The sequence below is a fragment of the Blautia sp. SC05B48 genome, assembly GCF_005848555.1.
In the GTDB taxonomy this organism is placed as follows: domain Bacteria; phylum Bacillota; class Clostridia; order Lachnospirales; family Lachnospiraceae; genus Blautia_A.
This window is the reverse complement of sequence record NZ_CP040518.1, coordinates 3,234,192-3,258,748: the sequence shown is the minus strand read 5'-3', so window position 1 is coordinate 3,258,748 and position 24,557 is coordinate 3,234,192. Positions and strand designations below refer to the sequence as shown.

Below are 24,557 nucleotides of genomic sequence, written 5' to 3'. Positions count from 1 at the left end.
ATAGGCAAGGGGCAAGAAGCAGATACTGTTCTCAATTTAATCGAAATAATATGCATCAAAAACATCTGCCGCAATGGGAACTGCCGCTTCACTTCCGGTTCCGCCGTTTTCCACGATCACTGCAATGGCGATATCCGGATCATCTACATTAGAATAACCCACAAACCAGGAATGACTGGAGCCATTTTCATCAAACTCCGCAGAACCGGTCTTTCCGGCAACAGTATATCCTCGCCCGTTCAATGCAGAAGCCGTACCGTTTTCAACTACATTTTTCATTAGTTTTCCAAGGATATTGGCTTCATTTCTTGTCATCAGACGTTTGTATTCTGTTTTTTCTGTTTCTCTGACCATATCACCGGAATTATTCACGATCTTATCGATCATCGTTGGCTTCATCAGTACACCATCATTGGCGATGGCACTTGTGATCAATGCCATATGCATCGGAGAAACAAGAGTGTTACCCTGACCGATCGAGGTCTGCATCACAAGTGCATTCGGAGAATCTTTATCAAGGGTAAAGCGGCTGGTTTTATAGGAATTCAGCGGAAGAGCCCTATTAAAGAGCAGATCCTCTGCAGTACTTTTCAGAGTATCTCCTCCCAGACCAAGTCCCATATCTGCAAATGCACAGTTACAGGAATGTGCAAAAGCGGAATAAAAATCCTCCTGTCCATGTACTGTACCATTGTAACACTGGATCGTGTGGTCATCCACTGTAATACTTCCCTGACACAGATAGGAATATCCTTCCAGTGATCCCTTTTGCCTGAAATAATCCAGTGCCGTGACGATCTTAAATGTTGATCCCGGCGGATAAGCTCCATTGGTCGCACGGTTTAAAAGGCTGCTGTTACTTTCATCATTAACAAGGGTATCCCAGTTCTGTGCGATCGTATTCGGATCAAAATCTGGTTTGCTCACCATAGCCAAGATACGTCCGGTGGATGGTTCCAGTACAACTACCGCTCCTCTCCGGTCTCCCAGAGAATTGTATGCCGTTGTCTGAAGATCTGCATTCAGACTGGAGATCACGGTATCACCCTGATTCTTTTTTCCCAGGAATTCATTTTTCATCTGTTCCAGAAAAAATGAATGGGAGGTGAGAAGCTGGAAATTTGCTTCAGATTCCAAACCGCTCTTACCATTGGTATCATATCCTACTGCATGTGCAAAAATATTGGAAAACGGATACGTTCTCTCTTCTGTTCCATCTTCATACACATTGGTCTGTGCCAGGACCTCACCATCCGAAGACTGGATGCTTCCACGTACTACCCGGTCCGAAAATGTATCCTGACGGGTGTTGTACGGGCTGTTGATAAAATCTTCGCTTTTTATGGCGTCAAAATAGACCAGATATCCGATCAGACTGACAAAGATCAATATAAAGAAGGCCGATACAAAAGTTAAAGGCCGGTTCTTTTTTCTACGGAGTCTGGCGATTTCTCTTTCTCTCAGGCGTTGCTCTCTTTCCTCTTCTTTCAATCGTTTCTTTTCGCTGCGTTTCAATTTGTTCGTCCTCATCTTCCCTCAGAATATACAGTCCCTGAATGATCGCAAGCATCAGGATGGTACACATGACAGAACTGCCTCCGTAACTCACCAGCGGAAGTGTAACTCCTGTCATTGGAATAAACTTGGTTGCACCGCCAATGGTCAGAAATACCTGAAAAGCATATTCCGTTCCGAGCCCCAGTGCGATCAGTTTATAAAACGGATTCCTGATCTTTAGTGCAATAGTAACGATCATCAGAAAAAAGCTTGTGCATACAAGAATCAGGCAGATGGCAAAAATGCCACCCAGTTCCTCGCAGATAGCACTGAAGATAAAATCATTTTTTACGACCGGAATCTTCTCCGGAGAGCCCTGACAAAGTCCCATTCCAAACCAGCCTCCGGTTCCGATCGCAAACAGAGACTGCACGATCTGATAACCTTCATTTTGATAGACAGCCATCGGATCCTTCCAGGCACTGACTCGCTGACGGACATGTCCAAAAAGATGATATGCGATCACCGAACCAACGCATCCTCCGCCAAGTCCCAGAAATAAATAGCTCGGATTTCTCGTTGCCACATAGATCAGTACAAGGTAGGTGACAAAAAAGATTACTGCACTACCCAGATCCCTGGAAAGGACCAGGATCCCTACATGGATCACTGCAACGATCGTAGCCAGTACTACTTTGCGAAAATCCACCTTGGTACACAGAAGTGATGCCATAAAAAATACGAAGGTTATCTTGATCACCTCGGAAGGCTGGATTCCCATAAGAGAAAGCTTTGCACCGTAGCTTGTGCTTGCCAGAACAAGAACTGCCGCCAGAAGTACAATACCAATTCCGGCATAAGCCCATGTAAGATCCTTTAAAAATTTCATTTTTCGTATCATTACCGGTATCACCAGTGATACTGCACTTCCTGCGGCCACGATCAGAAGCTGCTTAGTTGCAGACGGAAGTGAAAGCCTGCAGAGCATGATAAATCCTACGCTCAGGAGCATGCACATATTATTTAAAAGAAGCAGCGATGCATTCGGATAAATAATTCGATAAAGGATCTGGATCGCTGCAAAAAAGATCATCATTTCGATATAGAACAGGATGACCCTGAAATCCATGCTTTTTAAATAGATCACAAGAAATGCTGTAAAATCAATAAAAAAGATCATGGTCAGCTGCTGATGGAGCAGTTCTCTCTTTTCTTCCTCATCCTGCCGCCACACCATATAAAAACAATGAAAGGTATAGACGATCATCAATGTGAGGATCACATACTTAGATAATTCTGTAATTACATTAATCATACACTTTTACTCGGCTCCTCTTTTAAAATGGCCTTTTGTATACCTGCGTCCGGAAGGTTTTCCGTTTTTCTGATAAACCGTCCGGAATTCTTTCAGGATCGCTTTTGCTTTCTCTGGCTCTTCGATCGTAAATGCCAGTCGCAAAGAGTGAAGGTTCAGTTTTTTTACCTGATCTTTTTCACCTGGAAGTCCGTAAGGAATGCTGTTATAAATGATATTATAACAATATTTTGCTTTTTCGGAGATGTTTTTCCCCCATGGATCACAGCTGCATTTTACCGGAAATTCACTGTTATAGCGGTCTTTCAGATAAGCCGTCTCACATTTTCCTGTACATCCGAAAAGATTTTTCCTTACACACTGCGCGGAAAGCATCAGTGGGATATAACCATATAAAAGCAGCTCCGAAGAAGTATTATCTCTGTGTTTCAGTTCACCCTCATTCAACTCAAGGGGGACTGTATTTCGAAGAACTCCCTCTTCCCGCCAGAAATCAACACTCTGATCATTCCAGGTATACATGGATGCATCCAGGATACATTTTTCGCCATATCCCATTTTTTTCAGTACTGCGTAAGATTCCAGGTTTCTTACCAGAAAACCCTTCATACCCTGCTCCAACCATTTTTGAGCTGATCGAAGCCACTTTTCAGGGGTTTCTCCTCGATGGATATGTGGAGTAGAAAGATATAATTCACTACTTGCAGCAAGTTCCGGTGAAAAATACTTTTCCATAGTATCAAAAGGAAAATAAAAACCTGTAATCCCCGGTTCGTTCAAAAGTACTTCCGCAGTATCCGAACGTTCACAGGATACATACACAGGCAGGCTGTCTGTTACCCTTCTGTGACAGGCAGCCTGATCCTTAGATTTCGTCGGCTGCTTCGTAACCTGTGCTCTCTTCTGACATCCGATCAGTGCTTCCCGCAGCTGACTCAGAGCATCTCTTCGTACTTCATTGAGAACTTTAACCGGAACAAAAATCCTTCCATTTATTTCAATGTTCAGATCCTCCCACTGAAAATCTGTATTTCCCAGTTTCTCCATCTGCTGACGGATCCTCTGTTCTTCCATTGGCTGATTTTTAGCAAACTGTACCTCACCGCCCATAGCAGTTACTGTCTGGCCCTTGCAGGTTATTTCAAGTATAACAGGACTTTCAGGAGAAAGTATTAAATTCCCATGAATTTTTTCTTTAATTTTTCTGATCTCCGGCTGGATATTACCGGATTTTTTTTCATTGGCAAAAGCCATCATTTCCGGCCCACGATACATATCATAGTATCCTTTGCAGGATCCTCCCCGGCTGAAAAGCTCAAGAAGATACTTCCGGTCTTCTTCCAGAACGTGATATTCTTTTCCACTTAAATACATATCCAGATATTTTCGATATACTGCCGTGACGCCCGCTGTGTACGCCGGCTGTTTCATACGTCCTTCGATCTTCAGAGACATAACACCCGCCTCCAGGATATCCGGAAGAATATCCAAAGTGCAGATATCTTTCAGACTTAATGCACAAAAATCCTTGTCTCCTTTATATTTTCTGTGATCCATGGTTACACTGTAAGGAAGCCTGCACGGCTGTGCACAGCGGCCACGGTTTCCACTTCTCCCACCGAAAATACTGCTCATCAGACACTGGCCGGAATAGCTGTAACAGAGAGCTCCATGGATAAAAGTCTCTATTTCCAGAGGACTTGCCTTATGCATGGCCGATATCTCTTCCAGAGAAAGCTCTCTGGCCGGAACCACACGCGTTGCTCCCTTTCCCTCCAGAAACCGCATTCCTTCAGGTCCGGTTACTGTCATCTGTGTGCTTGCGTGAATATCCAGATCCGGAAAACTCCGGCGTATAAAAGAAAATACCCCCAAATCCTGTACGATCACCGCATCCAGACCAGCCTCATAATACGGAAGCAGATATTCAAACAACTGATCATCCAGTTCACGGTTCTTCAAAAGTGTATTCACAGTAAGATATAATTTGCGGTTATGGATATGTGCGGTCTCAATGGCAGTGATCAGCTCTTCCTGGGTGAAGTTCTGCGCATAAGCTCTTGCTCCAAAAGCCGGTCCGCCTACATATACCGCATCAGCTCCGGCACCAATAGCTGCCTCAAAGCTTTCATAAGAACCTGCCGGCGAGAGCAGTTCTGTTATCATATTTTTCAAAGTATTCCCTCATCTCCCATCTGTTAATCAAATCTGATGGCCATAAAACAAAAGAGGATTACCGAAGCAATCCCCCATCCTTATTTAAGCAGTTCATCAAGTTCTTTCTCCAGTTCTTTCACTTTACCATCCAGAAGATTCTTCTGTTCCTGAGCTTCCTGTTCTGCCTTCTTCGCCTCTTCGATCTGCATTTTCAAAGAGATCAGTTCATGCTTCAGATCATACATCTCCTGGTCTTTCTGCTGCAGATCCTGTTCAAAAATCTCCGCCTGTTTTTTAGCCTTAAAATAATCATCTGTAATATTCAGACTGAGCAGTGTATGCTTGGTCTCCATGGCCTGTCTGGAGTATCCCGGCATCTGACTCAGCTCACTGATCTTATTATTCATATAGGCTGCAACCTTCTGAAAATATTCCTCGGACTCATACCCGCCCAGAGTAATGATCTTTCCATCGATAACAACCTGTGCTGTATTCTTTACCGCCATTCGTAAAGCCTCCTGAATTTATCTGTTACTGGTTATTTCCTCAATAACATTCCTCTGTATTGCCGGTCTTACAACCCACAATTTCTTCTATTATAACTGATTCCTGCAAAAATGTATAGAAGTTTTTCTATTATTTTGTCGATAAATCTGAAAAGCACAAAACCCTTGATTTATGCGGGCTATCGGTTTTCATTTGTGACTAATGTGTGACTAATCAGAATTATATAACAATTCACATATTCCAAGATGATACAATATTTTTCTTAAAAATGCAAATTGCTGATGATCTTCTGGCCGTAATTCCTGCCGGATGCCTGGGCTTTTCCCATAATCTTTAACATATGTTTCCTCCAATAAAAAAAGACGATTATTCGTCTCCTAAAAATACTTGAATTATTTTTTTCGAAATGGTATATTGATAATACAAAAGGAACAACCGCCCACAAGGGGTTGATCTCAGTATAGGGATAGAATTACCACCTTGCACTCAGCCAAAGTTTTGGGGTGGTTTTCTATGTAGAATAGAGGTCAGCCACCCTGCAACACAATTGTTCCGTGTTCTATATTATCATATCATCCTTTGGTATTCAACGAATTTCACAAGGGGATCACTCGCCCTCTGAATCTTTGTATTTCGTCCTGTCCCAGATACCTTTTACTTTTTCCCAACCGCCGGTCGCAACCAAATACACTACAAACGCCGCAATAATCGATGCGAAATTATAATACCAGGTGACAGCTGTCTTATAATACGTGCACAGGACTGCCAGTGCCACCGGACACAGGATCAGTGATGTGACCAGTGCTACAATACTTGTCGGGATCTTATTAAGTCCCGGGAGCTCTTTGATCACCTGCACAATGATCGATACCAGGAACGCCAGCACCCCGATCAGCGCCAGACCATATGTTACATACTGCATCATTACATTTACATTCATGTTCATTCTCCTTTTCTTTCCATATCTTCTATTCTATGACATGAGGAAATGATTGTTTCCATGTAGTGTTTCCCTTCTCCGACTGTTGCACCGGCGCAATTACAGTTTAAAGCACATGTTCTGAAATTTCTTATAAGCATCAAAGTATAACTCGTGCTTATCTCCGTTATATGTCAGCTCATAATACATTCCATCCGGCACAGTCGTGCTCAGAAGTGCTTTACTGTTCTGTAATGTCTTACAACTCCATACCACGTACACATACTGTACTGTGATTTGTTTTCCATCGGTCTTATCCATGTGTGAATTGGTATATTCAGCTACTTTTACTTTGCAAAGTCTTAAAAATTCTTCATTTCCCATTTCCTTACCTCCTACACATGGTCAATTCTCGGAATTCCATACTCAACCGCACGCTCATGTTCGATCTTGCATCCTCTTGCTTTCTGCCAGTCTTTTGCAAAATAGGCGATATCGGCATCAGATAAAAACTCCAGGGACTTTCCAATGAACCACAGAGGTTTTGCTCCTACCGGTGCTGACTGGAAGAAAGAATCAATAACCTCTACAGGTTCTCTCAACAACTCTTCTGCCGCTTTGATTGCCACCTTTCGCTTTGCAAGAATCTCCTCATCTGCTTTGCCACTCATTGGCTGACTGATAAATAATTTCTTCATTTCTTGTCCTCTCTTTCTTAAAAAAGTGTATAAAAATACCACCTGCCATTTTCTGACTGGTGGATAATTATTGTTTATTTTAAGTCTTGCATTCTTGTGTATATTATCGTAAAATACACATAAGAATCGAGTAGGAGGGAGTGATTAGCTCCCGTCCTCTCACACCACCGTGCGTACCGTTCGGTACACGGCGGTTTCAATAGTTGATGTGCACAGACTGATAGGCTGTGGCTAAATCATAAAAGCCACCGTTTATCAGTCTTTCTTTTGTCATGGCTTTCTTAACTGTTGTCAGATTCGCACAATACCAGTGTCCTCTCCGGCAGTTTGCTGCCATGTTCGCATAGTATTCGTGTACTCCCATCTTTATCAGATTTCTTTTCTTTGTTCTTGGAAGTTTCCACTGTTTCCATATACACATGCGTATTCTGTGATAGAGCCATCCGTTGATGTCTTCAATATTGTTTTTCATGCTTGCTATTCCGTAATAGTTCAGCCATCCTCTTGCATATACCTTGATTTTCTCAAGGCTTGGTTTGATTGACTGTACAGACTTACGGGAAGATAACTCTTTCAGTCTCGACTTAAACTTCTTCCATGACTTTGGATGAACGCGAACGTAGATACCGTTCCCATTCCTTCCCAATGCAAAGCCAAGAAACTTAAAATTTCGGATTGCAAACACGCTGACAGTACGGCTTTTCTCTCTGTTGACTGTAAGTTTCAGCTTCTCTTCCAGATATTTCGTACTGCTTTCCAGAAGTCTCTCCGATGCCCGTTTGCTCTTCGCAAGGAGCACAATGTCATCTGCATATCGGATACATGGGACTCCTCTCTTTACAAACTCCTGGTCAAACTCATTAAGGTAGATATTCGCCAGTAATGGGGATAGGTTTCCTCCTTGTGGCGAACCTTCCTCTGTTTCCATCACCACTCCATTCTCCATTACCCCACTTTTCAGATAACGCTTAATCAACTGTACCACCCGTTCGTCCTTTACGGTCTTGCGCAGTAAGTTAATAAGGATTTCATGGTTAAGTGTATCAAAGTATTTCGATAAATCTAAGGATACTGCATAAGTGTATCCTTTTTCTGCATACTCCTTCACTTTAAGTATTGCGTCTTTGGCGCTTCTGCCCGGACGATAGCCAAAGCTACCATCTGCAAACAGCGGTTCATAGATTGGCACTAACTGTTGGGTTATTGCCTGTTGGATGGTACGGTCTATCACCGTTGGTATGCCAAGCTTTCGCACACCACCGTCTGGTTTTGGAATTTCAACCCGCCTTACCGGAGATGGAGTATATTTTCCTCTGAGTATCCGGTTTTTCAGTTCCTGTTGATGTTCCTTTAGATATGGCAGGGTTTCTTCGATACTCATTCCATCAATACCTGCCGCTCCTTTATTCGCCTTCACTCTTTTATACGCTCTGTTTAGATTATCTTTGTACAGTATCGCTTCCAAGAGTTTCGGCTGTGCACTGTCTCTTTCTTTCCATATCCGATTGAATGACCTTGACGCTTTCGCATACCCTTCATGTTCCGCACTATCTCTTTGCGAACAGCCACTTTTTGTGTTTTCTGTCATCATCAGTCATTCCTCCTTTCCCAGTCATACTCAAGACTCCTACTGATTCGGTCCTTCACCTTTCGGCTACTATGACCTCTGCTGACTTCTGTGCGTTCAGCACTGCTTTGTACAGTGGTTACTCCTTTCGGAGCATACCGCACAGACCTCCCCGGGTACCACACGTTTCTTCCTCTCCATCCATCTGCCTTATTTATCACGCATGATTCCGTGTAGTTATTGGGCTTTGACTTGGATAGCAGCCTTACCCTCATGCATAACCTTATATGAGATTTCTGTTCGTCAGACCAGAGATTTGCCCGTGGTTAGTCTGTTCCCACATCCGGCTTCCTTCGGATTCCGTCTCACGATGGACACCCTTGCCTTCGGCTATATCCTTCCAACTACCGGGCGGATTCGGGACTTTAACCCGTTAGAAACGTGCGCCGCCGGGCGCACTATCTTAATAAGAACCATTCGCAGTACCCATGATCTTTTAGATCGTACAGCTGAATGGTTCTTATTTTTTATTTCTTTGATAAACACCAATTATTTTTCTATCCTTGTACAATGCGATTTCTTCCAAAAAAGGAGAGATGTGTTGATCTGAACAGATTATTGACCTGCTCCATTATTTCGCCCTCTTTCAGCGGGCAATCCGTTATATCAAAAATAAAGTTTCCTGCCTGGCGCTTTTTCTTTTTTACCGCATTATACAGAACGTTTTTTCACCTGTGCTAATAGTCTTCAATTCAGATTCTCTGGTAACCCAGTTACCGAGTAATTCACTTTTTTTGTGACCTTTACTTTGTCGATAAATCAGGACGAGGATATCCAAGATGGGTATATGCCAGCACGGAAGCCATTCTTCCACGTGGAGTTCTGTTAAGGAAACCTGTCTGTAAAAGATAGGGTTCATACACATCTTCCAGTGTTCCGGAGTCTTCTCCGATTGATGCGGCAAGTGTTTCAAGCCCCACTGGTCCGCCCTGGAAATTCAGGATCAAGGTCTGGAGAATGCGGCGGTCCGTTTTATCAAGGCCATACTGATCTACCTCCAGAAGATCCAATGCAAAGCAGGCAACATCGTAGGTGATCACACCGTTATACTTCACCTGGGCAAAATCACGTACTCTCTTCAGAAGACGGTTGGCCAGACGGGGGGTTCCTCTGGAACGCTTGGCGATCTCGGCAGCTCCGTTGGGTTCGATTTCCACGCCAAGCACCTGAGCGGAACGGAGAATGATCGTCGTCAGTTCTTTTTTATCATAAAACTCCAGTCTCTGTGTTACGCCAAAACGATCACGAAGCGGTGCGGAAAGAAGACCTGCCCTCGTTGTTGCACCTACCAATGTAAACTTCGGCAGGTCCAGACGAATAGAACGGGCGGATGCTCCCTTGCCGATCATGATATCGATAGCAAAATCTTCCATGGCCGGGTAAAGAACCTCTTCTACCTGTCGGTTCAGTCTGTGTATCTCATCTACAAACAGCACATCTCCTTCCTGAAGGTTGTTCAGGATCGCAGCCATTTCGCCTGGCTTTTCAATCGCAGGACCTGATGTTACCTTCATATGTGTTCCCATCTCATTGGCAATGATCGCGGAAAGTGTAGTCTTTCCCAGCCCCGGAGGTCCATAAAACAGCACATGATCCAGTGAATCATGGCGCTGCTTTGCTGCTTCGATATAAATCTTCAGGGTATCTTTTGTTTTCTGTTGACCAATATATTCATCCAGACTCTGAGGCCTTAAATTTCCCTCCAGGGAAAAATCCTCTTCTGTAACATCTGTTGTAATGATCCTGTTCTCCATTTGCTATGCTCCGTTCTATTTCATTTCAGTGCGAGCATGTTTGCTCTTACTCACGGCGTTAAAAATTTTTCAGTGCAGCCCGAAGAATTGCTTCTACATCATCTGCCGGTATATCTTCCGGTACCTTTCGTACTGCACGAAGGGCATCTGCAGAACTGTATCCTAGTGCGACAAGCGCCTCTACCGCTTCCTGACGACTATCCCTCAGATCAGAGGCTCCCTCGGCTGCTTCTTCCTGCTGATGCGCCAGTTTCATCTCAAAAGCATCTTCCAGCTTCAGCTTGTCTTTCAGCTCCAGGATCATTTTCTGGGCTGTCTTTTTCCCGATTCCAGGGGCCTTGGAGATTGTTTTTACATCATCGGAAAGTACTGCAAAACGAAGCTCGTCTGCACTGATCCCGGAAAGGATACCCAGAGCGCCTTTAGGTCCGACTCCGTTGACACCGATCAGGAGCTTGAACATGCCAAGATCATCCTTCGAAAAAAAACCATATAGCTGTAGAATATCCTCCCGCACATAGAGAAAAGTATGGATCTTCTTTTCATCGCCTATCCGCGCTTTCCCAAGATCCTGTCCTGTCATATAAATCTCATAACCAATTCCGCCATTTTCCACAACCAGACAATTTTCACCGATATCTGCTACGGTACCTTTTACAAAAGAAATCAAATCTCAAGGCTCCTTCCCTGAAACAGCTGAACATCTGTTTCCCATATGAACGCAATAGTAACATAATTTTCAAAAAAAATCAACCCGGAATACAATCTCCGGGTTGATATACAAATCTGTGATTCCTCTCGCTGTTTTCTATCACTGATTAAGGAAATCCTGATCCTCAAAATAATTGATCCGCATGGAAGAACGGACATCATGAAGCGTTGCGGCAGCTTTTTCCCTGGCAACCTCTGTACCAGCTTTCAGGATATCGAACACATCTTCGGTTCGCTGCTCCCACATTTTCCTTCTTTCACGGATCGGTCCAAGTTCTGCCTGCATAACATTATTCAGGAACTTCTTGACTTTCACATCACCAAGGCCACCTCTCTGATAGTGAGCCTTAAGTTCATCCAGATTCTGATACTCTGGCAGAAATTCAGCAAAATGTTCCTGACGGCTGAAGGCATCCAGATAGATAAATACCGGATTTCCCTCTACACGACCAGGATCCTGAACACGAAGATGGTTCGGATCTGTAAACATAGACATGATCTTTTTCTTCACAACATCTTCTTCATCAGACAGATAGATGCAGTTTCCGAGAGATTTACTCATCTTAGCCTTTCCGTCAATTCCTGGAAGACGTAAGCATGCTTTATTGGAAGAAAGAACAATTTCCGGATCTGTCAGTGTGTCACCATAAACCGTATTGAATTTATGGACGATCTCCTTGCATTGCTCAAGCATCGGAAGCTGATCTTCACCTACCGGTACATGGGTTGCACGAAAGGCAGTAATATCGGCAGCCTGACTGATCGGATAGCAGAAAAAGCCTACCGGGATGCTGGCTTCAAAATTACGCATCTTAATCTCAGATTTAACGGTAGGATTACGCTGTACACGTGCTACAGTAACCAGATTCATATAATAAAAGGTAAGTTCTGTCAGCTCCGGGACCATGGACTGGATAAAAATATTGGATTTTTCCGGATCAAGCCCGCATGCCAGATAGTCCAGAGCAACCTGAAGAATATTATGACGTACTTTCTCCGGATGCTCCGCATTATCTGTGAGTGCCTGGGCATCTGCGATCATAATATAAATCTCATCATATAAGCCAGAATTCTGCAGCCTCACACGCTCTGCCAGGGATCCAACATAATGACCTACATGAAGGCGTCCCGTCGGGCGGTCGCCAGTTAAAATAATCTTACTCATGAATTTCGTTCTCCTTGAAGTATACTGAATATTTATGTTCTATTATAGCCCCTTGAAATTCACCGGTCAAATATTTTTAACCGGAAACTGCAATTTTCGTTGAAATATAACCAAAAATTTGTATGTATTTATTTTATTTATGCATTATCGGGCACAACATGCTTTATTCCAAAAAAAGAACTGCCATATCACTCGGAAAACTTTCGTGACAGGCAGTTCTTTTTGTTTTACAGAATCACATGTCTTGGGCAAACTTCCTTACATTTACCACAGCCTGTACACTTATCGTAATCAATGTGTGCACAGAAATCGGTAACTGTGATTGCCTCGGACGGACAGTTCTTCTCACATTTTTTACAGCCAATACAACCAAGCTCGCAGGCAGTTGTAACTGCCTTACCTTTTGCGTGGGAGCTGCAGGCTACACGTATCTGTTTGTCATATGGTACCAGTTCGATCAGGTGACGCGGACATTTGGCAACACATTTGCCGCAGGCTTTACATGCCTCCTGATCTACAACCGCAATACCATTCACTATATGGATCGCATCAAACGGACATGCCTTTACACAGCTTCCGAAGCCCATACATCCGAATGTACAGTCTTTTGCACCGCCGCCTGGGATGAAAGCCATCATCTCGCAGTCTTCCACACCTGTGTATTCATATTTCACGGTCGTCTTATCACAGGTTCCCGCACATTTTACAAAAGCAACCCGACGTGCCGTTTCTTTTACTTCCTGTCCCATGATCGCGCCGATCTTGGCTGCAACCGGAGCACCACCAACCGGACACTGATCTACAGGAGCTTCTCCCTTTGTAATTGCAGCAGCGAGTCCGGAACATCCCGGATATCCACAACCACCACAGTTATTTCCTGGAAGAACGCCGAGAATGGCTTCTTCCTTTTCATCTACCTTAACGGTTAATTTCTTGTCTGCAAGTCCGAGAAAGATACCAATGAATAAACCAGTACCGCCGACAATGACTGCAGCCATAATAATTCCTGTTATACTCATGCTCTTCTTCCTCCTATACGATTCCGGAGAATCCAAAGAATGCAATAGCCATCAGTGCTGCTGTAAGCAGAACGATCGGCATACCCTGGAAGGATTCCGGAATATCGTTGTATTCCATTTTTTCACGGATTCCCGCAAGTAATACAATTGCGATCAGGTAACCTACACCTGTGGCAAATCCGTTGACAACACTTTCAAGAATGCTGTATTCATATTTAACATTGTTCAGTGCTACACCAAGAACTGCACAGTTTGTTGTGATCAGAGGAAGGTATACACCAAGTGCCTTGTAAAGGGATGGTACAAATTTCTTGAGAAACATTTCTACGATCTGTACCAGTGCTGCGATAACCAGGATAAATACGATCGTTTTCAGATACTCAAAATGGGTCGGTACCAGGATAAATTTATAAAGCAGTCCTGCAACAAAGGATGCAATGGTAATAACGAATACAACCGCACCACCCATGCCGGCTGCAGTTTCTGTCTTCTTGGATACTCCAAGGAAAGAACAGATTCCCAGGAACTGACTTAATACAACGTTACTGCAAAGTGCAGAACCAATTGCGATCAACATCAAGCTTGCCATCTTCTATTCCCCCTTTTTATTCTTTGTCGGAAGGACATCCGCCGCAGGTCGCGCAATTGGAGCCGCAGCCGGACTGGATCTTGGAAACATCTTTGCCCTTCTTTGCCATGTTGATCTTTACTTTATTCTGGATCGCTGCAAGTCCGGCAAGAACCAGAAATGCTCCAGGTGCAAGGATAAAGATAGTGATCGGAGTATAGCCGGCAGCACCGGTAGCTGCATCAGCAACCGGAATGATCTGTGCTCCGAAAGCCTTTCCGGAACCAAGGATCTCTCTTACAAGACCAATGGCAACCAGGCCCACGGTAAAACCAAGACCCATTCCAAGTCCGTCAAAGATAGACGGAAGGACAGGATTCTTGGAAGCATAACTCTCTGCACGTCCCAGAATGATACAGTTAACAACGATCAGTGGAATGTAAATTCCAAGTGACTCATAAAGAGAAGGAGTAAAGCCCTCCATCAGAAACTGTACGATAGTTACAAATGATGCTACAACTACGATAAAGGCCGGCATTCTGACAGAATCCGGGATAACCTTACGCAGCATGGAGATGAGCATATTTGACATAACCAGAACTACGGTTGTGGAAAGTCCCATACCGATACCATTGATCGCAGAAGTCGTTACCGCAAGGGTAGGACACATACCAAGCATCAGGACGAAAATCGGATTTTCGGTTATAATGCCGTTTTTTAATCTTTCACCACAATTATTCATATTCAACTACCCTCCTAAAATGCGTTTTTGCAATAGCCGATAGCTGTATTGACTGCACCGGTAAAAGCTCTGGATGTGATGGTCGCACCACTGATAGCATCAATAGGCTCACCTTCGCCGCCATCCTTGGATACATAGAATTTATCGGTATTCTTTCCAACATACTGTTCCTGGAACTTCGCTTCTGTAGCACGCATTCCAAGTCCGGCAGTCTCACTGATAGAAAGAATGGAAACGCCGCTGACGGTACCGTCTTTTGTTACACCAACTGTGATCTGGATATCACCGCCGTAACCCTCTTTATCGGTTACAGTTACCACATAGCCTTCATCTGCTGCTTCACAGACTTCATCTACGGTTGCCTTGATTCCAAGATCTGCAGCTGTTTTATCTGCTGCTTCCTTGTCTACATCTACAGCTTTAAAATCTTCCAGGCTTACATCACTGAATACAGTCTGCCATGCTTCCTTTTTTGCCTGTTCCTCGGTTCTTGCAATGGGTTCTTTGGTAACTTCGTAAACCAGTCCAAGGCCAAGGCCGGCAACTACTGTAATGATCGTAAGGATCAATGTATTTCTGATAATCTTACCCATTATTTTTTGCCTCCTTTTCCAAAAGCAACCGGTTTTGTTACTTTTTCAATAAGCGGAACCAGAAGATTGCAGAAAATGATCGCATAGGAAACGCCCTCTGCGGAACCACCAAAGAGACGGAATACCGCTGTCACGATACCGAGGCAGCAGCCATATACCAGCTGACCTTTCGGAGTGATCGGAGTTGTCACATAATCTGTTGCCATAAACCAGGCTCCAAGCATCAGACCTCCTCCAAAGATATGGCTGAAAAGATAGTTTACATCAAAGCCTTTGCCTGTTCCCAGCATATAGAAAATGACAAATACTGCAAAACTTCCAATATATGTAAGAGGTACCTTCAGATCAATGATCTTAAATGCGAGAAGGATCACTGCACCGATGAGGATCGCCAGGGCAGAAGTCTCACCGATCGTACCCTGGATATTACCAAGGAACAGATTCTTTACAGGAATAGAAGTCCCCTCAATGAATCCCTGGTTTTTAAGTGCTGTCAGAGGTGTTGCCTGTGTAACTGCATCTACAACAGCATGGGAGCTTTTGGAAACTGCAAAGTTAGTCATTTTTCCGGCAAAAGAGATCATAAGGAAACATCTTCCTGCAAGAGCCGGGTTCATAAAGTTCTGTCCAAGTCCACCGAACAGCTGTTTTACAACAATGATCGCAAAAGCACTGCCAAGGATCGGCATCCAGATTGGAATCTGGGGCGGCATGTTCAGTGCAAGCAGAAGTCCTGTTACAACTGCACTGAAATCAGTAGTTGTATTTTTTTTATGCATCAGGCGGTCATAGAGCCATTCAAAAAACACGCTGGATGCAACCGTCGCCAGCACTACAAGAAGTGCATGCACTCCAAAGTTCCAGATACCGAAAAGTGTTGTCGGCAGAAGTGCGATCACTACCAGCTGCATGATACGGCTGGTGGTCATTTTATCCCTGATATGGGGATTAGATGATACGTTATACATTTGTTCCATTGTTATTCCTCCCCCTATTTCTTTTTCTTGCGCTCTGCAAGAACCATTTTTCTCATAGATTTAATACTCTGAGTCAGAGGTCGTTTGGCCGGACAGATGTAACTGCAGCAGCCGCACTCGCAGCATTCCATACCATCCATCTTTTCGAAGCCTGCCATATCACCATGTTCTGCAAGAGTTGCAAGGCGGGCCGGAACCACATGGCCCGGACAGACGCTTACACAACGTCCGCAATTAATACATGCAGTCTGGATCTGCTTCGCTTCGGAGACTGCGTCACGCTCCAGGAAAAGCAGGGAAGAAGTTGTCTTCGTACATGGAATATGAAGATCATACAGCGCAAATCCCATCATCGGTCCACCGGAGATTGCTTTCGCGATTTTTTCCTTCAGTCCTCCTGCAGCATCTACCAGTTCAGACAGATCTGTTCCTGTAAGAACAGAAAAGTTCTTCGGTGTACGGATACCGTCTCCGGTAACAGTTACATTACGGCTGATGACAGGCTGTCCAAGGATTACTGCCTTATAAACAGAAGTAACGGTCTCTACGTTATCAACCACGCATCCTACGTCTGCCGGAAGCATGGTGGAATTGATCTCTCTGCCTGTTACCGCATAGATCAGTGTACGCTCACCACCCTGAGGGTATTTAGTCTTAAGCTCTTTTACTTCCATACGCTCTTTGCCTTTGATAGCTTCTTTCATCCTGGCAATACAATCCGGTTTGTTGTCCTCAATACAGATACATCCCACTGCCTTCGGAAAAGCTTTCAGAATCACTTCCAGACCACCTACTATACTTTCCGGTTCTTCCATCATCCTACGGTAGTCACTGGTGATATAAGGCTCACATTCCGCACCGTTGACCAAAATATAATCGATCTTGTCAGGTTCCTTTGGTGAAAGCTTTACATGTGTCGGGAAGCCTGCACCACCCTGACCAACAACTCCGCCTTCCTGAATCCTTTTCAGGATATCTTCCCTGGAAAGATCAGAAAGTGTAGCAGGCGTATATTCCACAGATTCATACAGACCGTCATTCTCGATAATGATCGCATCACCCATAGCGCCTACTGCAGTCAGACGTTTCTCAATTCCCTTTACGGTTCCTGATACAGACGAGTGTATCGGTGCGGAAACAAATCCTCCTGCTTCTGCGATTTTCTGTCCTGCAAGCACATGATCGCCTTTTTTTACGATCGGCTTGGCCGGAGCTCCGATGTGCTGAGAAACAAGAATTGCCAGATCTCCCTTCGGCAAATACTTCTCGACAGGACAGTTTTTTGACAAATCTTTGCCGTCATTAGGATGGATACCACCCCTGAAGGTTAAAAATGCCATAGATCTCATCTCCTCCTTTATTTTTTGCAAGTACATGTACATAGTATTTCTGCGTTGCGCACATACTCATTTTTAAAGTTGATTCCGTGTTTCTGATTTTCCTTTTCTTATTTCATCCAAGACAAACAAGATATATTTCGCTCACATAAAACATCTCGCGAAACTTTACCAGTGAACAGCAACAAAATAGCTTCTGTTCTGAGCAGGATATGTATGAAAGATTGAATCCAGACACGATCATGTGATATACTTCGGTAGAAGATATTCACCAGCTCATAAAAAGCTGTAAATGAATGACTAATTTATGAAGCGATAATAGTCATTTTTCCACTGTCAATCCCCACATAAATCCAGTACCATTTCCTGTTTTTTATCATCAACTCTACTAATAACTATAACTCATTTCACTTTAAATTGCACTATTGAAAAACAGTTTTTTTGTGTATAATCAGATACAATCCATAAAGGAGAAAATTAACATGATCGTTAAAAAAATGCCGATTTTACAAGGGTTTCCAGCCTTTGAGACTGTTAAAAAATTGACTAAAACCCAGAGCTTTTCAGAGCGTTTTGTACCGCTTTTCTATGATATTGAAACTACAGGACTATCACGAAATTCCACTTTTCTGTATCTGATCGGTGCTGTAGCCTACGAAGGAAATAACTGGCAGATGTACCAGTGGATGATTGAAAACGAAGAGGAAGAACCTGAACTTCTGAAAGCATTTGCTGTATTTCTTCAGGATTTTTCATGTACGATCCAGTATAACGGTGACAGCTTTGACCAGCCTTATCTGGATGCACGATATCAGATCCACGGACTCTCTTCCCCTTTTACAAAGCTGCCTTCGCTGGACCTTTACCGGGAACTAAAGCCGCTCAAGGGACTTTTGAAGCTTTCCCGGATGAATCAGCCTTCTATGGAATCATTCCTCGGTATCACTGAACGAAACTACTGTGATGGAGGTGCCTGCATCCGTCTTTACAAACAATTCGCTTCCGGAAAGAAACCGGAAGCTGCTGAGATCGTTATGGGACACAATCAGGAAGATCTTCTTGGACTTGGAAAAATATTCTCCATGCTATCCTATCTTGCTCTTTTCAATGAAGATTACGAAGCACTGGATTGTGAAATTCAAGACAATCAATTGGTCTTTACAATTAAAACTCATTACGATCTGCCTGTTGAATTTTCAAATCATAGTGAAGAATTCTACATATTCGGACGAAATAACCGTGTCCGTCTTCTTGTGAAGCTTCAAAATGGACGTTTAAAGCAATATTATTCCAATTATAAGGATTACGATTACATCCCTTCGGAAGACACAGCCATACCAAAAACCTTAAGTGCCTGCATGGACAAAAAACTCCGAAGACCTGCCAAAAGGGAAAATTGTTATACCTGGTTTCCTGTAACAGAAGCTTTTCTGCATGATCCTTTAAAACAGAAAATCTATCTGAAACACTGCCTGCCATATTATCTTTCTGTTCTTAAATAATATCTCTGTTACGCAATTCCAATCAAAAAAAGGCCGTCACAATAAATGTGACGGCCTCTGAAATTCAAAATATTCATCTGCTGTACAGCTTCTGAGAAATTACTCCTCTGTCTGCTCTGCAGAATTATCCTCGAGTGCTTTCATGCTGAGGCTGATCTTTCTGTCTTCGCCATTGAAATCAACAACCTTAGCCTCGATCTCCTGACCGATGGAAAGTACATCAGATGGTTTCGCAACGTGCTCTCTGGAGATCTGAGATACATGAAGAAGAGCATCTACTCCAGGTGCAAGCTCAACAAATGCACCAAAATCTGTCATACGTGCAACTTTGCCCTTTACTACGTTTCCTACTGCGAAGTCCTCAGCAGCTGTAAGCCATGGGTTCTCCTCCGGGAATTTAAGGGAAAGTGCGATCTTGTCTCCGTTGATATCTTTGATAAGAACTGTAACTTTATCACCTACATTGAATACCTTCTTCGGGTTCTCTACTCTGCCCCAGGACATCTCAGAGATGTGAAGAAGTCCGTCTGCTCCGCCGAGGTCGATGAATGCACCGAAATCTGTAACATTCTTAACAACACCCTCAACTTTATCGCCTACGTTGATCTTAGCAAGAAGCTCTTTCTGTTTCTCAGCTTTCTCAGCAAGAAGAAGCTGTTTGCGGTTACCGATGATACGGCGTCTTCTTGGGTTGAACTCTGTGATAACGAACTCGATCTCCTGATCTGCATATTTGGAAAGATCTTTCTCATATGTGTCAGATACAAGGCTTGCAGGAATGAATACTCTTGCTTCCTCAACATTGACACAAAGACCACCGTCAAGTACCTGTGTTACAGGAGCCTTCAGAACCTCCTGGTTCTCGAATGCCTCCTCAAGACGTTTGTTGCCTTTCTCTGCTGCAAGACGTTTGTAGGTAAGTGTAACCTGTCCCTCTCCGTCGTTTACTTTGAGAACCTTTGCTTCCATGGTATCGCCAGGTTTAACAACGTCTGTAAGCACAACGCTTGAATCGTTTGTGTACTCGTTCTTTGTGATGATACCGTCTGCTTTATAGCCGATATTCAGGATGATCTCATCATCTTTAACATCGATGACGGTACCCTGTACGATCTCTCCATTTCTGATTGTTTTTACGGAATCTTCCAGCATCTGTTCAAAACTTAACTCTGACATGTTCTTGAACCTCCTCAATAATTTTCTTTGGGGTGGAAGCCCCTGCTGTAATACCTACACAACTACTGCATTGGAACATTTCAGAATCCAAGTCTACAGGTGTTTGTATATAGTAAGTATTTCCACATTCCTTTTTACATATTTCAAACAGCTTTTGAGTATTGGAACTATGTCGGCCACCTACGACCAGCATAGTGTCTACCTCTCCGGCTATCGCTTTAGCTTCTTTCTGCCGTTCTTCGGTAGCATTACAAATAGTGTTTAAAATATTTAAAATATTTAAAACATTATTATCATAACTCTTTTTGCGGAGAATTTCAACTAATTCTTGAAATTTGTTGTAATTAAATGTCGTCTGGGACACTACACATACTTCTTTTTCCGGAGAAATATTGAATTTCTCAGCATCCTCAGCATTTCTGATCACTGTATATGGTCCCTGACACCATCCGCAGATCCCCTGTACTTCCGGATGGCCCGGATCACCGATGATCACAATATGGGCACCTCTGGAGCTTTCTCTCTCAACGATCTTGTGGATCTTCAGCACAAAAGGACAGGTAACATCTACATATCCGAGACCATATTTTTTGATCGTGTTATAAACCCTGCGGCCTACTCCATGGGAACGGATCACAACAGTGCCGCCCTTCAGGCTGCCAAGATCCTTCTCACAGATCACAGCCACACCTTTTTTTTCGAGATCTGAGACAACCTCCTCATTATGGATGATCGGGCCCAGTGTATAAATCGGTGCTGCATCGGAACCGATCAGCTCATAAACACGGTCAACTGCTCTTTGTACGCCGAAACAGAAGCCGGCAGTTTCTGCAACTTTTACGTTCATCCATTCACCCTTTTTCTGTATACGGAAAGGATACTCTCAACCACTTCGTCAATTCCCATCTCAGATGAATCAACAAGAACAGCATCCTCTGCTTTTTTAAGCGGAGAAACCGCGCGGTTCATATCTCTCTCATCTCTGTCAACAATATCTTTCAGGATTTCATCCATATCGCAGGCTTCACCCTTCTCTGTAAGCTCCAGGTATCGTCTGCTGGCACGGGTCTTTGCACTTGCAGTCAGAAAGATCTTCACTTCCGCATTGGGAAGAATGGTGGTTCCGATATCTCTTCCGTCCATAACTACATTATTCTCGGCTGCAAGATTGCGCTGCAGCTTCAGAAGATGTGCACGCACCTCCGGATTTGCAGAGCTTACAGATGCCATATTTCCTACCTCTTCCTTACGGAGGAACGCAGTTACATTCTTTCCGTTAAGGATCACCTGCTGCTCACCGTTCTCATAACGGATAGAGATATCCGCATCGTGACAGGCTTCAGAGATTTTTTCGTCACCGCTGATCCCTTTTTCCAGAAGATAAAGTGCCATGGCACGATACATTGCCCCTGTATCTACATAAATAAAGGACAGCTCCTTTGCCACTTTTTTTGCAATTGTGCTTTTTCCTGCACCTGCCGGTCCGTCAATTGCAATATTAATACCCATAATTGTTGCTCCTTCCTCTTTTCTGTTATTCAATCGCCTGAGCTGCCGCATACGCTGTAGACCATGCGATCTGAAGATTATAGCCACCGGTCACTGCATCCAGATCCAGTACTTCACCTGTAAAATACAGATTTTTTATTTTTTTGGATTCCATTGTGGATGGCTGTATCTCTTTTACTGACACACCGCCTCTTGTGATGATTGCTTCCTTAAACTCTCCCATTCCCGTGATCGTAAACGGAAAAGCCTTGATCAGACGGCCAAAAGCCTGACGCTCTTCCCTGGAGATCTCATGTACCGGTTTTTCCCCGGGGATACCGCCAATTTCGATCATGATCGGAGTCAGAGAAGACGGAAAAAGAACACCGATCACATTTTTAAACTGTTTGTTATGATTTGCATCAAATTCACGCAGGATCCGGGCGTCAAGCTGTTCTGCATCAAGCGCCGGCTTCAGATCCAGGAAAGCCTCCAAAGGCTCCTTTTCCAGCTTTTTGCCGATCTGTGCACTGGCGGAAAGTATCAGCGGTCCTGTCACTCCGAAATGAGTAAACATCATCTCGCCGAAGTCTTTATAGAGAACTTTTTTGCCGGATTTTACTGTAAGCTCCACATTCCGAAGGGAAAGGCCCTGAAGTTTGGAGACATAATCTTCTTTTGCCACCAATGGCACCAGTGATGGTGACTGGGAAACAACTTTATGCCCCGTCTCAGCAGCAAAACGGTATCCGTCTCCTGTGGAACCTGTGGACGGGTAGGAAAGCCCTCCTGTGGCAACTACCACAGTATCCGCTTCAAAAAAATCACCGTCCGAAAGTAATACACCAGTAACTTTTTCATCCCGTGTACAAACTTCCTTTACCTCTGTATGAAGATGAATCTGCGCTCCGGCTTTTTTCAGTTCCCGTTCAAGAGCACGGATAATATCTGATGAATGATCCGATACCGGAAAAACCCGGTTTCCACGCTCTGTTTTCAGCGGCACTCCTGCTTCCTCAAAAAATTCCATCACATCTCTGCTTCCATAGGTGTAGAAAGCGCTGTAAAGAAATTTGCGATTTGACATCACTGCCGGAAAAAGCTCTTCGGTATCGGAATCATTGGTGACGTTGCACCGTCCCTTTCCGGTGATAAAAAGCTTTTTTCCGAGTTTCTCATTTTTTTCCAGTATGTGAACCTGGTGTCCTCTGCGCGCAGCATATACACCGCAGAGCATTCCGGCGGCACCGCCGCCTATGATCGCAACTTTGGACATTACCTGTTATCCTGCCTTTTTTATCTTTTTTATGCACAAAGGAGCCTGCATACAGCAAGCTCCTTTTCCTGTTTTGAAATGCATCTGCATTTCTATGTGTGCTTTATACCGGGTATGCGCCGTTCTTGGTATCTGCTACAGTCTCATCAACTTTTGTCTTCTGAGCCTGGCGATATTTAAAGAAGTCCATGGCAACCTGCGGGAACAGTGCATATGTGAGAACATCCTCATCCTGCTCCTTGTACTGTGCCATCTCGCTCTCAAGCTTATCAAGCTCATCCTCCAGAAGATCTGCCGGACGGCATGTGATCGGTTCAATATCTCCGATACATTTTTTCTGTACTTCCGGATTGAACGGTCTGGCTGTTGCGCCATACTTACCACTTAACACGTCTTTTGTCTCTTTTGTGACAACCTTGTAACGCTCGCCCATGATCACGTTAAATACAGCCTGTGTACCAACGATCTGAGAGGACGGTGTAACAAGCGGTGGCTCACCAAGGTCTTTACGTACACGCGGAACTTCCTCAAGTACTTCGTAGAATTTATCCTCGGCATGCTGCTCTTTCAGCTGTGATGTCAGGTTGGAAAGCATTCCGCCTGGTACCTGATACAGAAGAGTCTTGATATTTACACCAAGGTTCTTCGGATTGAGAAGACCTGTATCAAGAGCCTCATCACGCATCGGACGGAAGTAGTCAGCGATCTCAGCGAGAAGCTGCTGATCAAATCCTGTATCATATGGTGTTCCCTTGAAGGTCTCAACCATAACCTCTGTTGCCGGCTGGGATGTTCCAAGAGCAAACGGAGACATTGCTGTGTCGATGATGTCAACACCTGCCTCTACTGCCTTCATATATGTCATGGAAGCAACACCGGATGTATAGTGAGAATGAAGATCGATCGGGATCTTAACAGTCTCTTTGAGAGCCTGAACAAGCTCTGTAGCCTTGTACGGAACAAGAAGTCCTGCCATATCTTTGATACAGATGGAATCTGCACCCATATCTTCGATACGTTTTGCAAGATCTGTCCAGTAATCAAGTGTGTAAGCATCACCAAGTGTGTAAGCCATTGCAACCTGTGCATGTGCTTTCTCCTTGTTTGCTGCTTTTACAGCTGTCTGAAGGTTACGAAGGTCATTCATACAGTCAAAGATACGGATGATATCGATACCGTTAGCTGCGGATTTCTGTACAAAATACTCTACTACATCATCTGCATATGGACGATATCCAAGGATGTTCTGTCCACGGAACAGCATCTGAAGCTTTGTGTTTTTGAAACCGTCACGAAGTTTACGAAGTCTTTCCCACGGATCCTCTTTCAGGAAACGTAAGGAAGCATCGAAAGTAGCACCGCCCCAGCACTCTACTGCATAGTAGCCGACTTTATCAAGCTTCTCAATGATCGGAAGCATCTGCTCTGTGCTCATACGTGTAGCGATCAGGGACTGATGAGCGTCACGCAGGATCGTTTCCACAACTTTCACAGGTTTTTTCTCTATTTCTGCCATAATTATTCTCCTT

General features: G+C 44.0%; 24 protein-coding genes. 1 reads left to right on the top strand and 23 read right to left on the bottom strand.

The annotated features are described in order from the left end of the window. Window positions 1-36: 36 nt before the first annotated feature. From EYS05_RS15160 to rsxC, 18 genes are all read right to left on the bottom strand, one after another. Complete coding sequence (locus EYS05_RS15160; RefSeq protein WP_138277489.1) at window positions 37-1,530, bottom strand: peptidoglycan D,D-transpeptidase FtsI family protein; 1,494 nt, start codon at window positions 1,528-1,530, stop codon at window positions 37-39. Beyond that, entirely contained in the window at window positions 1,433-2,812 is a 1,380-nt protein-coding gene (locus EYS05_RS15155) for an FtsW/RodA/SpoVE family cell cycle protein (protein ID WP_118513506.1), read from the bottom strand. Before EYS05_RS15155 ends, EYS05_RS15160 begins: the two co-directional genes overlap by 98 nt. A 6-nt stretch (window positions 2,813-2,818) precedes the next feature. Continuing rightward, window positions 2,819-4,978 (bottom strand): peptidase U32 family protein, encoded by a 2,160-nt coding sequence (locus EYS05_RS15150; protein ID WP_118513581.1) that lies wholly within the window; start codon window positions 4,976-4,978, stop codon window positions 2,819-2,821. A gap of 89 nt (window positions 4,979-5,067) precedes the next feature. After that, a complete protein-coding gene (locus EYS05_RS15145; protein ID WP_015524889.1) occupies window positions 5,068-5,475 on the bottom strand; it encodes a cell division protein ZapA in 408 nt (135 codons plus the stop codon). A gap of 608 nt (window positions 5,476-6,083) precedes the next feature. Beyond that, window positions 6,084-6,416: a ribonuclease gene (locus EYS05_RS15140; protein WP_118513504.1), complete on the bottom strand. Its 333-nt coding sequence runs from the start codon at window positions 6,414-6,416 to the stop codon at window positions 6,084-6,086. A 99-nt stretch (window positions 6,417-6,515) separates the two neighbouring features. Further along, window positions 6,516-6,779 carry a DUF6275 family protein gene (locus EYS05_RS15135; protein ID WP_118513502.1) on the bottom strand — a complete coding sequence of 88 codons (264 nt, stop codon included), beginning with the start codon at window positions 6,777-6,779 and terminating at the stop codon, window positions 6,516-6,518. An 11-nt stretch (window positions 6,780-6,790) separates the two neighbouring features. After that, window positions 6,791-7,093 (bottom strand): DUF4406 domain-containing protein, encoded by a 303-nt coding sequence (locus EYS05_RS15130; protein WP_138277488.1) that lies wholly within the window; start codon window positions 7,091-7,093, stop codon window positions 6,791-6,793. 196 nt (window positions 7,094-7,289) lie between these two features. After that, window positions 7,290-8,684, bottom strand: a complete 1,395-nt coding sequence (ltrA, locus tag EYS05_RS15125) for a group II intron reverse transcriptase/maturase (RefSeq protein WP_330575480.1) — start codon at window positions 8,682-8,684, stop codon at window positions 7,290-7,292. A 533-nt stretch (window positions 8,685-9,217) separates the two neighbouring features. Beyond that, window positions 9,218-9,334, bottom strand: coding sequence for a hypothetical protein (locus EYS05_RS18230; RefSeq protein ID WP_442858072.1), 117 nt, complete (start codon window positions 9,332-9,334; stop codon window positions 9,218-9,220). Window positions 9,335-9,463: 129 nt separating this feature from the next. Beyond that, a complete protein-coding gene (gene ruvB, locus EYS05_RS15110) occupies window positions 9,464-10,474 on the bottom strand; it encodes a Holliday junction branch migration DNA helicase RuvB (RefSeq protein ID WP_015524888.1) in 1,011 nt (336 codons plus the stop codon). 58 nt (window positions 10,475-10,532) lie between these two features. Next, the gene (ruvA, locus tag EYS05_RS15105) at window positions 10,533-11,144 is read right to left on the bottom strand and encodes a Holliday junction branch migration protein RuvA (RefSeq protein WP_118513498.1); all 612 of its coding nucleotides are present in this window, start codon (window positions 11,142-11,144) and stop codon (window positions 10,533-10,535) included. A gap of 141 nt (window positions 11,145-11,285) precedes the next feature. Continuing rightward, the gene (trpS, locus tag EYS05_RS15100) at window positions 11,286-12,350 is read right to left on the bottom strand and encodes a tryptophan--tRNA ligase (protein ID WP_118513496.1); all 1,065 of its coding nucleotides are present in this window, start codon (window positions 12,348-12,350) and stop codon (window positions 11,286-11,288) included. Window positions 12,351-12,577: 227 nt separating this feature from the next. Continuing rightward, window positions 12,578-13,369 (bottom strand): RnfABCDGE type electron transport complex subunit B, encoded by a 792-nt coding sequence (locus EYS05_RS15095; protein WP_118513494.1) that lies wholly within the window; start codon window positions 13,367-13,369, stop codon window positions 12,578-12,580. A gap of 13 nt (window positions 13,370-13,382) precedes the next feature. Then, window positions 13,383-13,958 carry an electron transport complex protein RnfA gene (locus EYS05_RS15090; RefSeq protein WP_015524884.1) on the bottom strand — a complete coding sequence of 192 codons (576 nt, stop codon included), beginning with the start codon at window positions 13,956-13,958 and terminating at the stop codon, window positions 13,383-13,385. A 16-nt stretch (window positions 13,959-13,974) separates the two neighbouring features. Further along, window positions 13,975-14,679 (bottom strand): electron transport complex subunit RsxE, encoded by a 705-nt coding sequence (rsxE, locus tag EYS05_RS15085; RefSeq protein WP_015524883.1) that lies wholly within the window; start codon window positions 14,677-14,679, stop codon window positions 13,975-13,977. Between the two features lie 14 nt (window positions 14,680-14,693). Then, on the bottom strand, window positions 14,694-15,272 hold the full coding sequence (locus EYS05_RS15080) for an RnfABCDGE type electron transport complex subunit G (protein WP_118513492.1): 579 nt from the start codon (window positions 15,270-15,272) through the stop codon (window positions 14,694-14,696). After that, a complete protein-coding gene (locus EYS05_RS15075; RefSeq protein WP_118368828.1) occupies window positions 15,272-16,249 on the bottom strand; it encodes an RnfABCDGE type electron transport complex subunit D in 978 nt (325 codons plus the stop codon). Before EYS05_RS15075 ends, EYS05_RS15080 begins: the two co-directional genes overlap by 1 nt. Before the next feature lie 14 nt (window positions 16,250-16,263). Beyond that, window positions 16,264-17,589 (bottom strand): electron transport complex subunit RsxC, encoded by a 1,326-nt coding sequence (gene rsxC / locus EYS05_RS15070; RefSeq protein WP_118368829.1) that lies wholly within the window; start codon window positions 17,587-17,589, stop codon window positions 16,264-16,266. A gap of 479 nt (window positions 17,590-18,068) precedes the next feature. Between rsxC and EYS05_RS15065 the strand changes: the two genes are divergently transcribed. Beyond that, window positions 18,069-19,088, top strand: a complete 1,020-nt coding sequence (locus tag EYS05_RS15065) for a ribonuclease H-like domain-containing protein (RefSeq protein WP_138277487.1) — start codon at window positions 18,069-18,071, stop codon at window positions 19,086-19,088. 99 nt (window positions 19,089-19,187) lie between these two features. Here EYS05_RS15065 and rpsA read toward each other — a convergent pair whose 3' ends face one another. From rpsA to EYS05_RS15040, 5 genes are all read right to left on the bottom strand, one after another. Beyond that, the gene (gene rpsA, locus EYS05_RS15060; RefSeq protein WP_015524876.1) at window positions 19,188-20,264 is read right to left on the bottom strand and encodes a 30S ribosomal protein S1; all 1,077 of its coding nucleotides are present in this window, start codon (window positions 20,262-20,264) and stop codon (window positions 19,188-19,190) included. Beyond that, window positions 20,245-21,111, bottom strand: a complete 867-nt coding sequence (gene ispH, locus EYS05_RS15055; RefSeq protein ID WP_138277486.1) for a 4-hydroxy-3-methylbut-2-enyl diphosphate reductase — start codon at window positions 21,109-21,111, stop codon at window positions 20,245-20,247. Before ispH ends, rpsA begins: the two co-directional genes overlap by 20 nt. Then, window positions 21,108-21,773, bottom strand: coding sequence for a (d)CMP kinase (gene cmk / locus EYS05_RS15050; protein WP_015524874.1), 666 nt, complete (start codon window positions 21,771-21,773; stop codon window positions 21,108-21,110). Before cmk ends, ispH begins: the two co-directional genes overlap by 4 nt. A 25-nt stretch (window positions 21,774-21,798) precedes the next feature. Then, complete coding sequence (locus tag EYS05_RS15045; protein WP_118368833.1) at window positions 21,799-23,028, bottom strand: NAD(P)/FAD-dependent oxidoreductase; 1,230 nt, start codon at window positions 23,026-23,028, stop codon at window positions 21,799-21,801. A gap of 103 nt (window positions 23,029-23,131) precedes the next feature. After that, window positions 23,132-24,544 (bottom strand): oxaloacetate decarboxylase subunit alpha, encoded by a 1,413-nt coding sequence (locus EYS05_RS15040; RefSeq protein WP_015524872.1) that lies wholly within the window; start codon window positions 24,542-24,544, stop codon window positions 23,132-23,134. Window positions 24,545-24,557 lie beyond the last annotated feature (13 nt).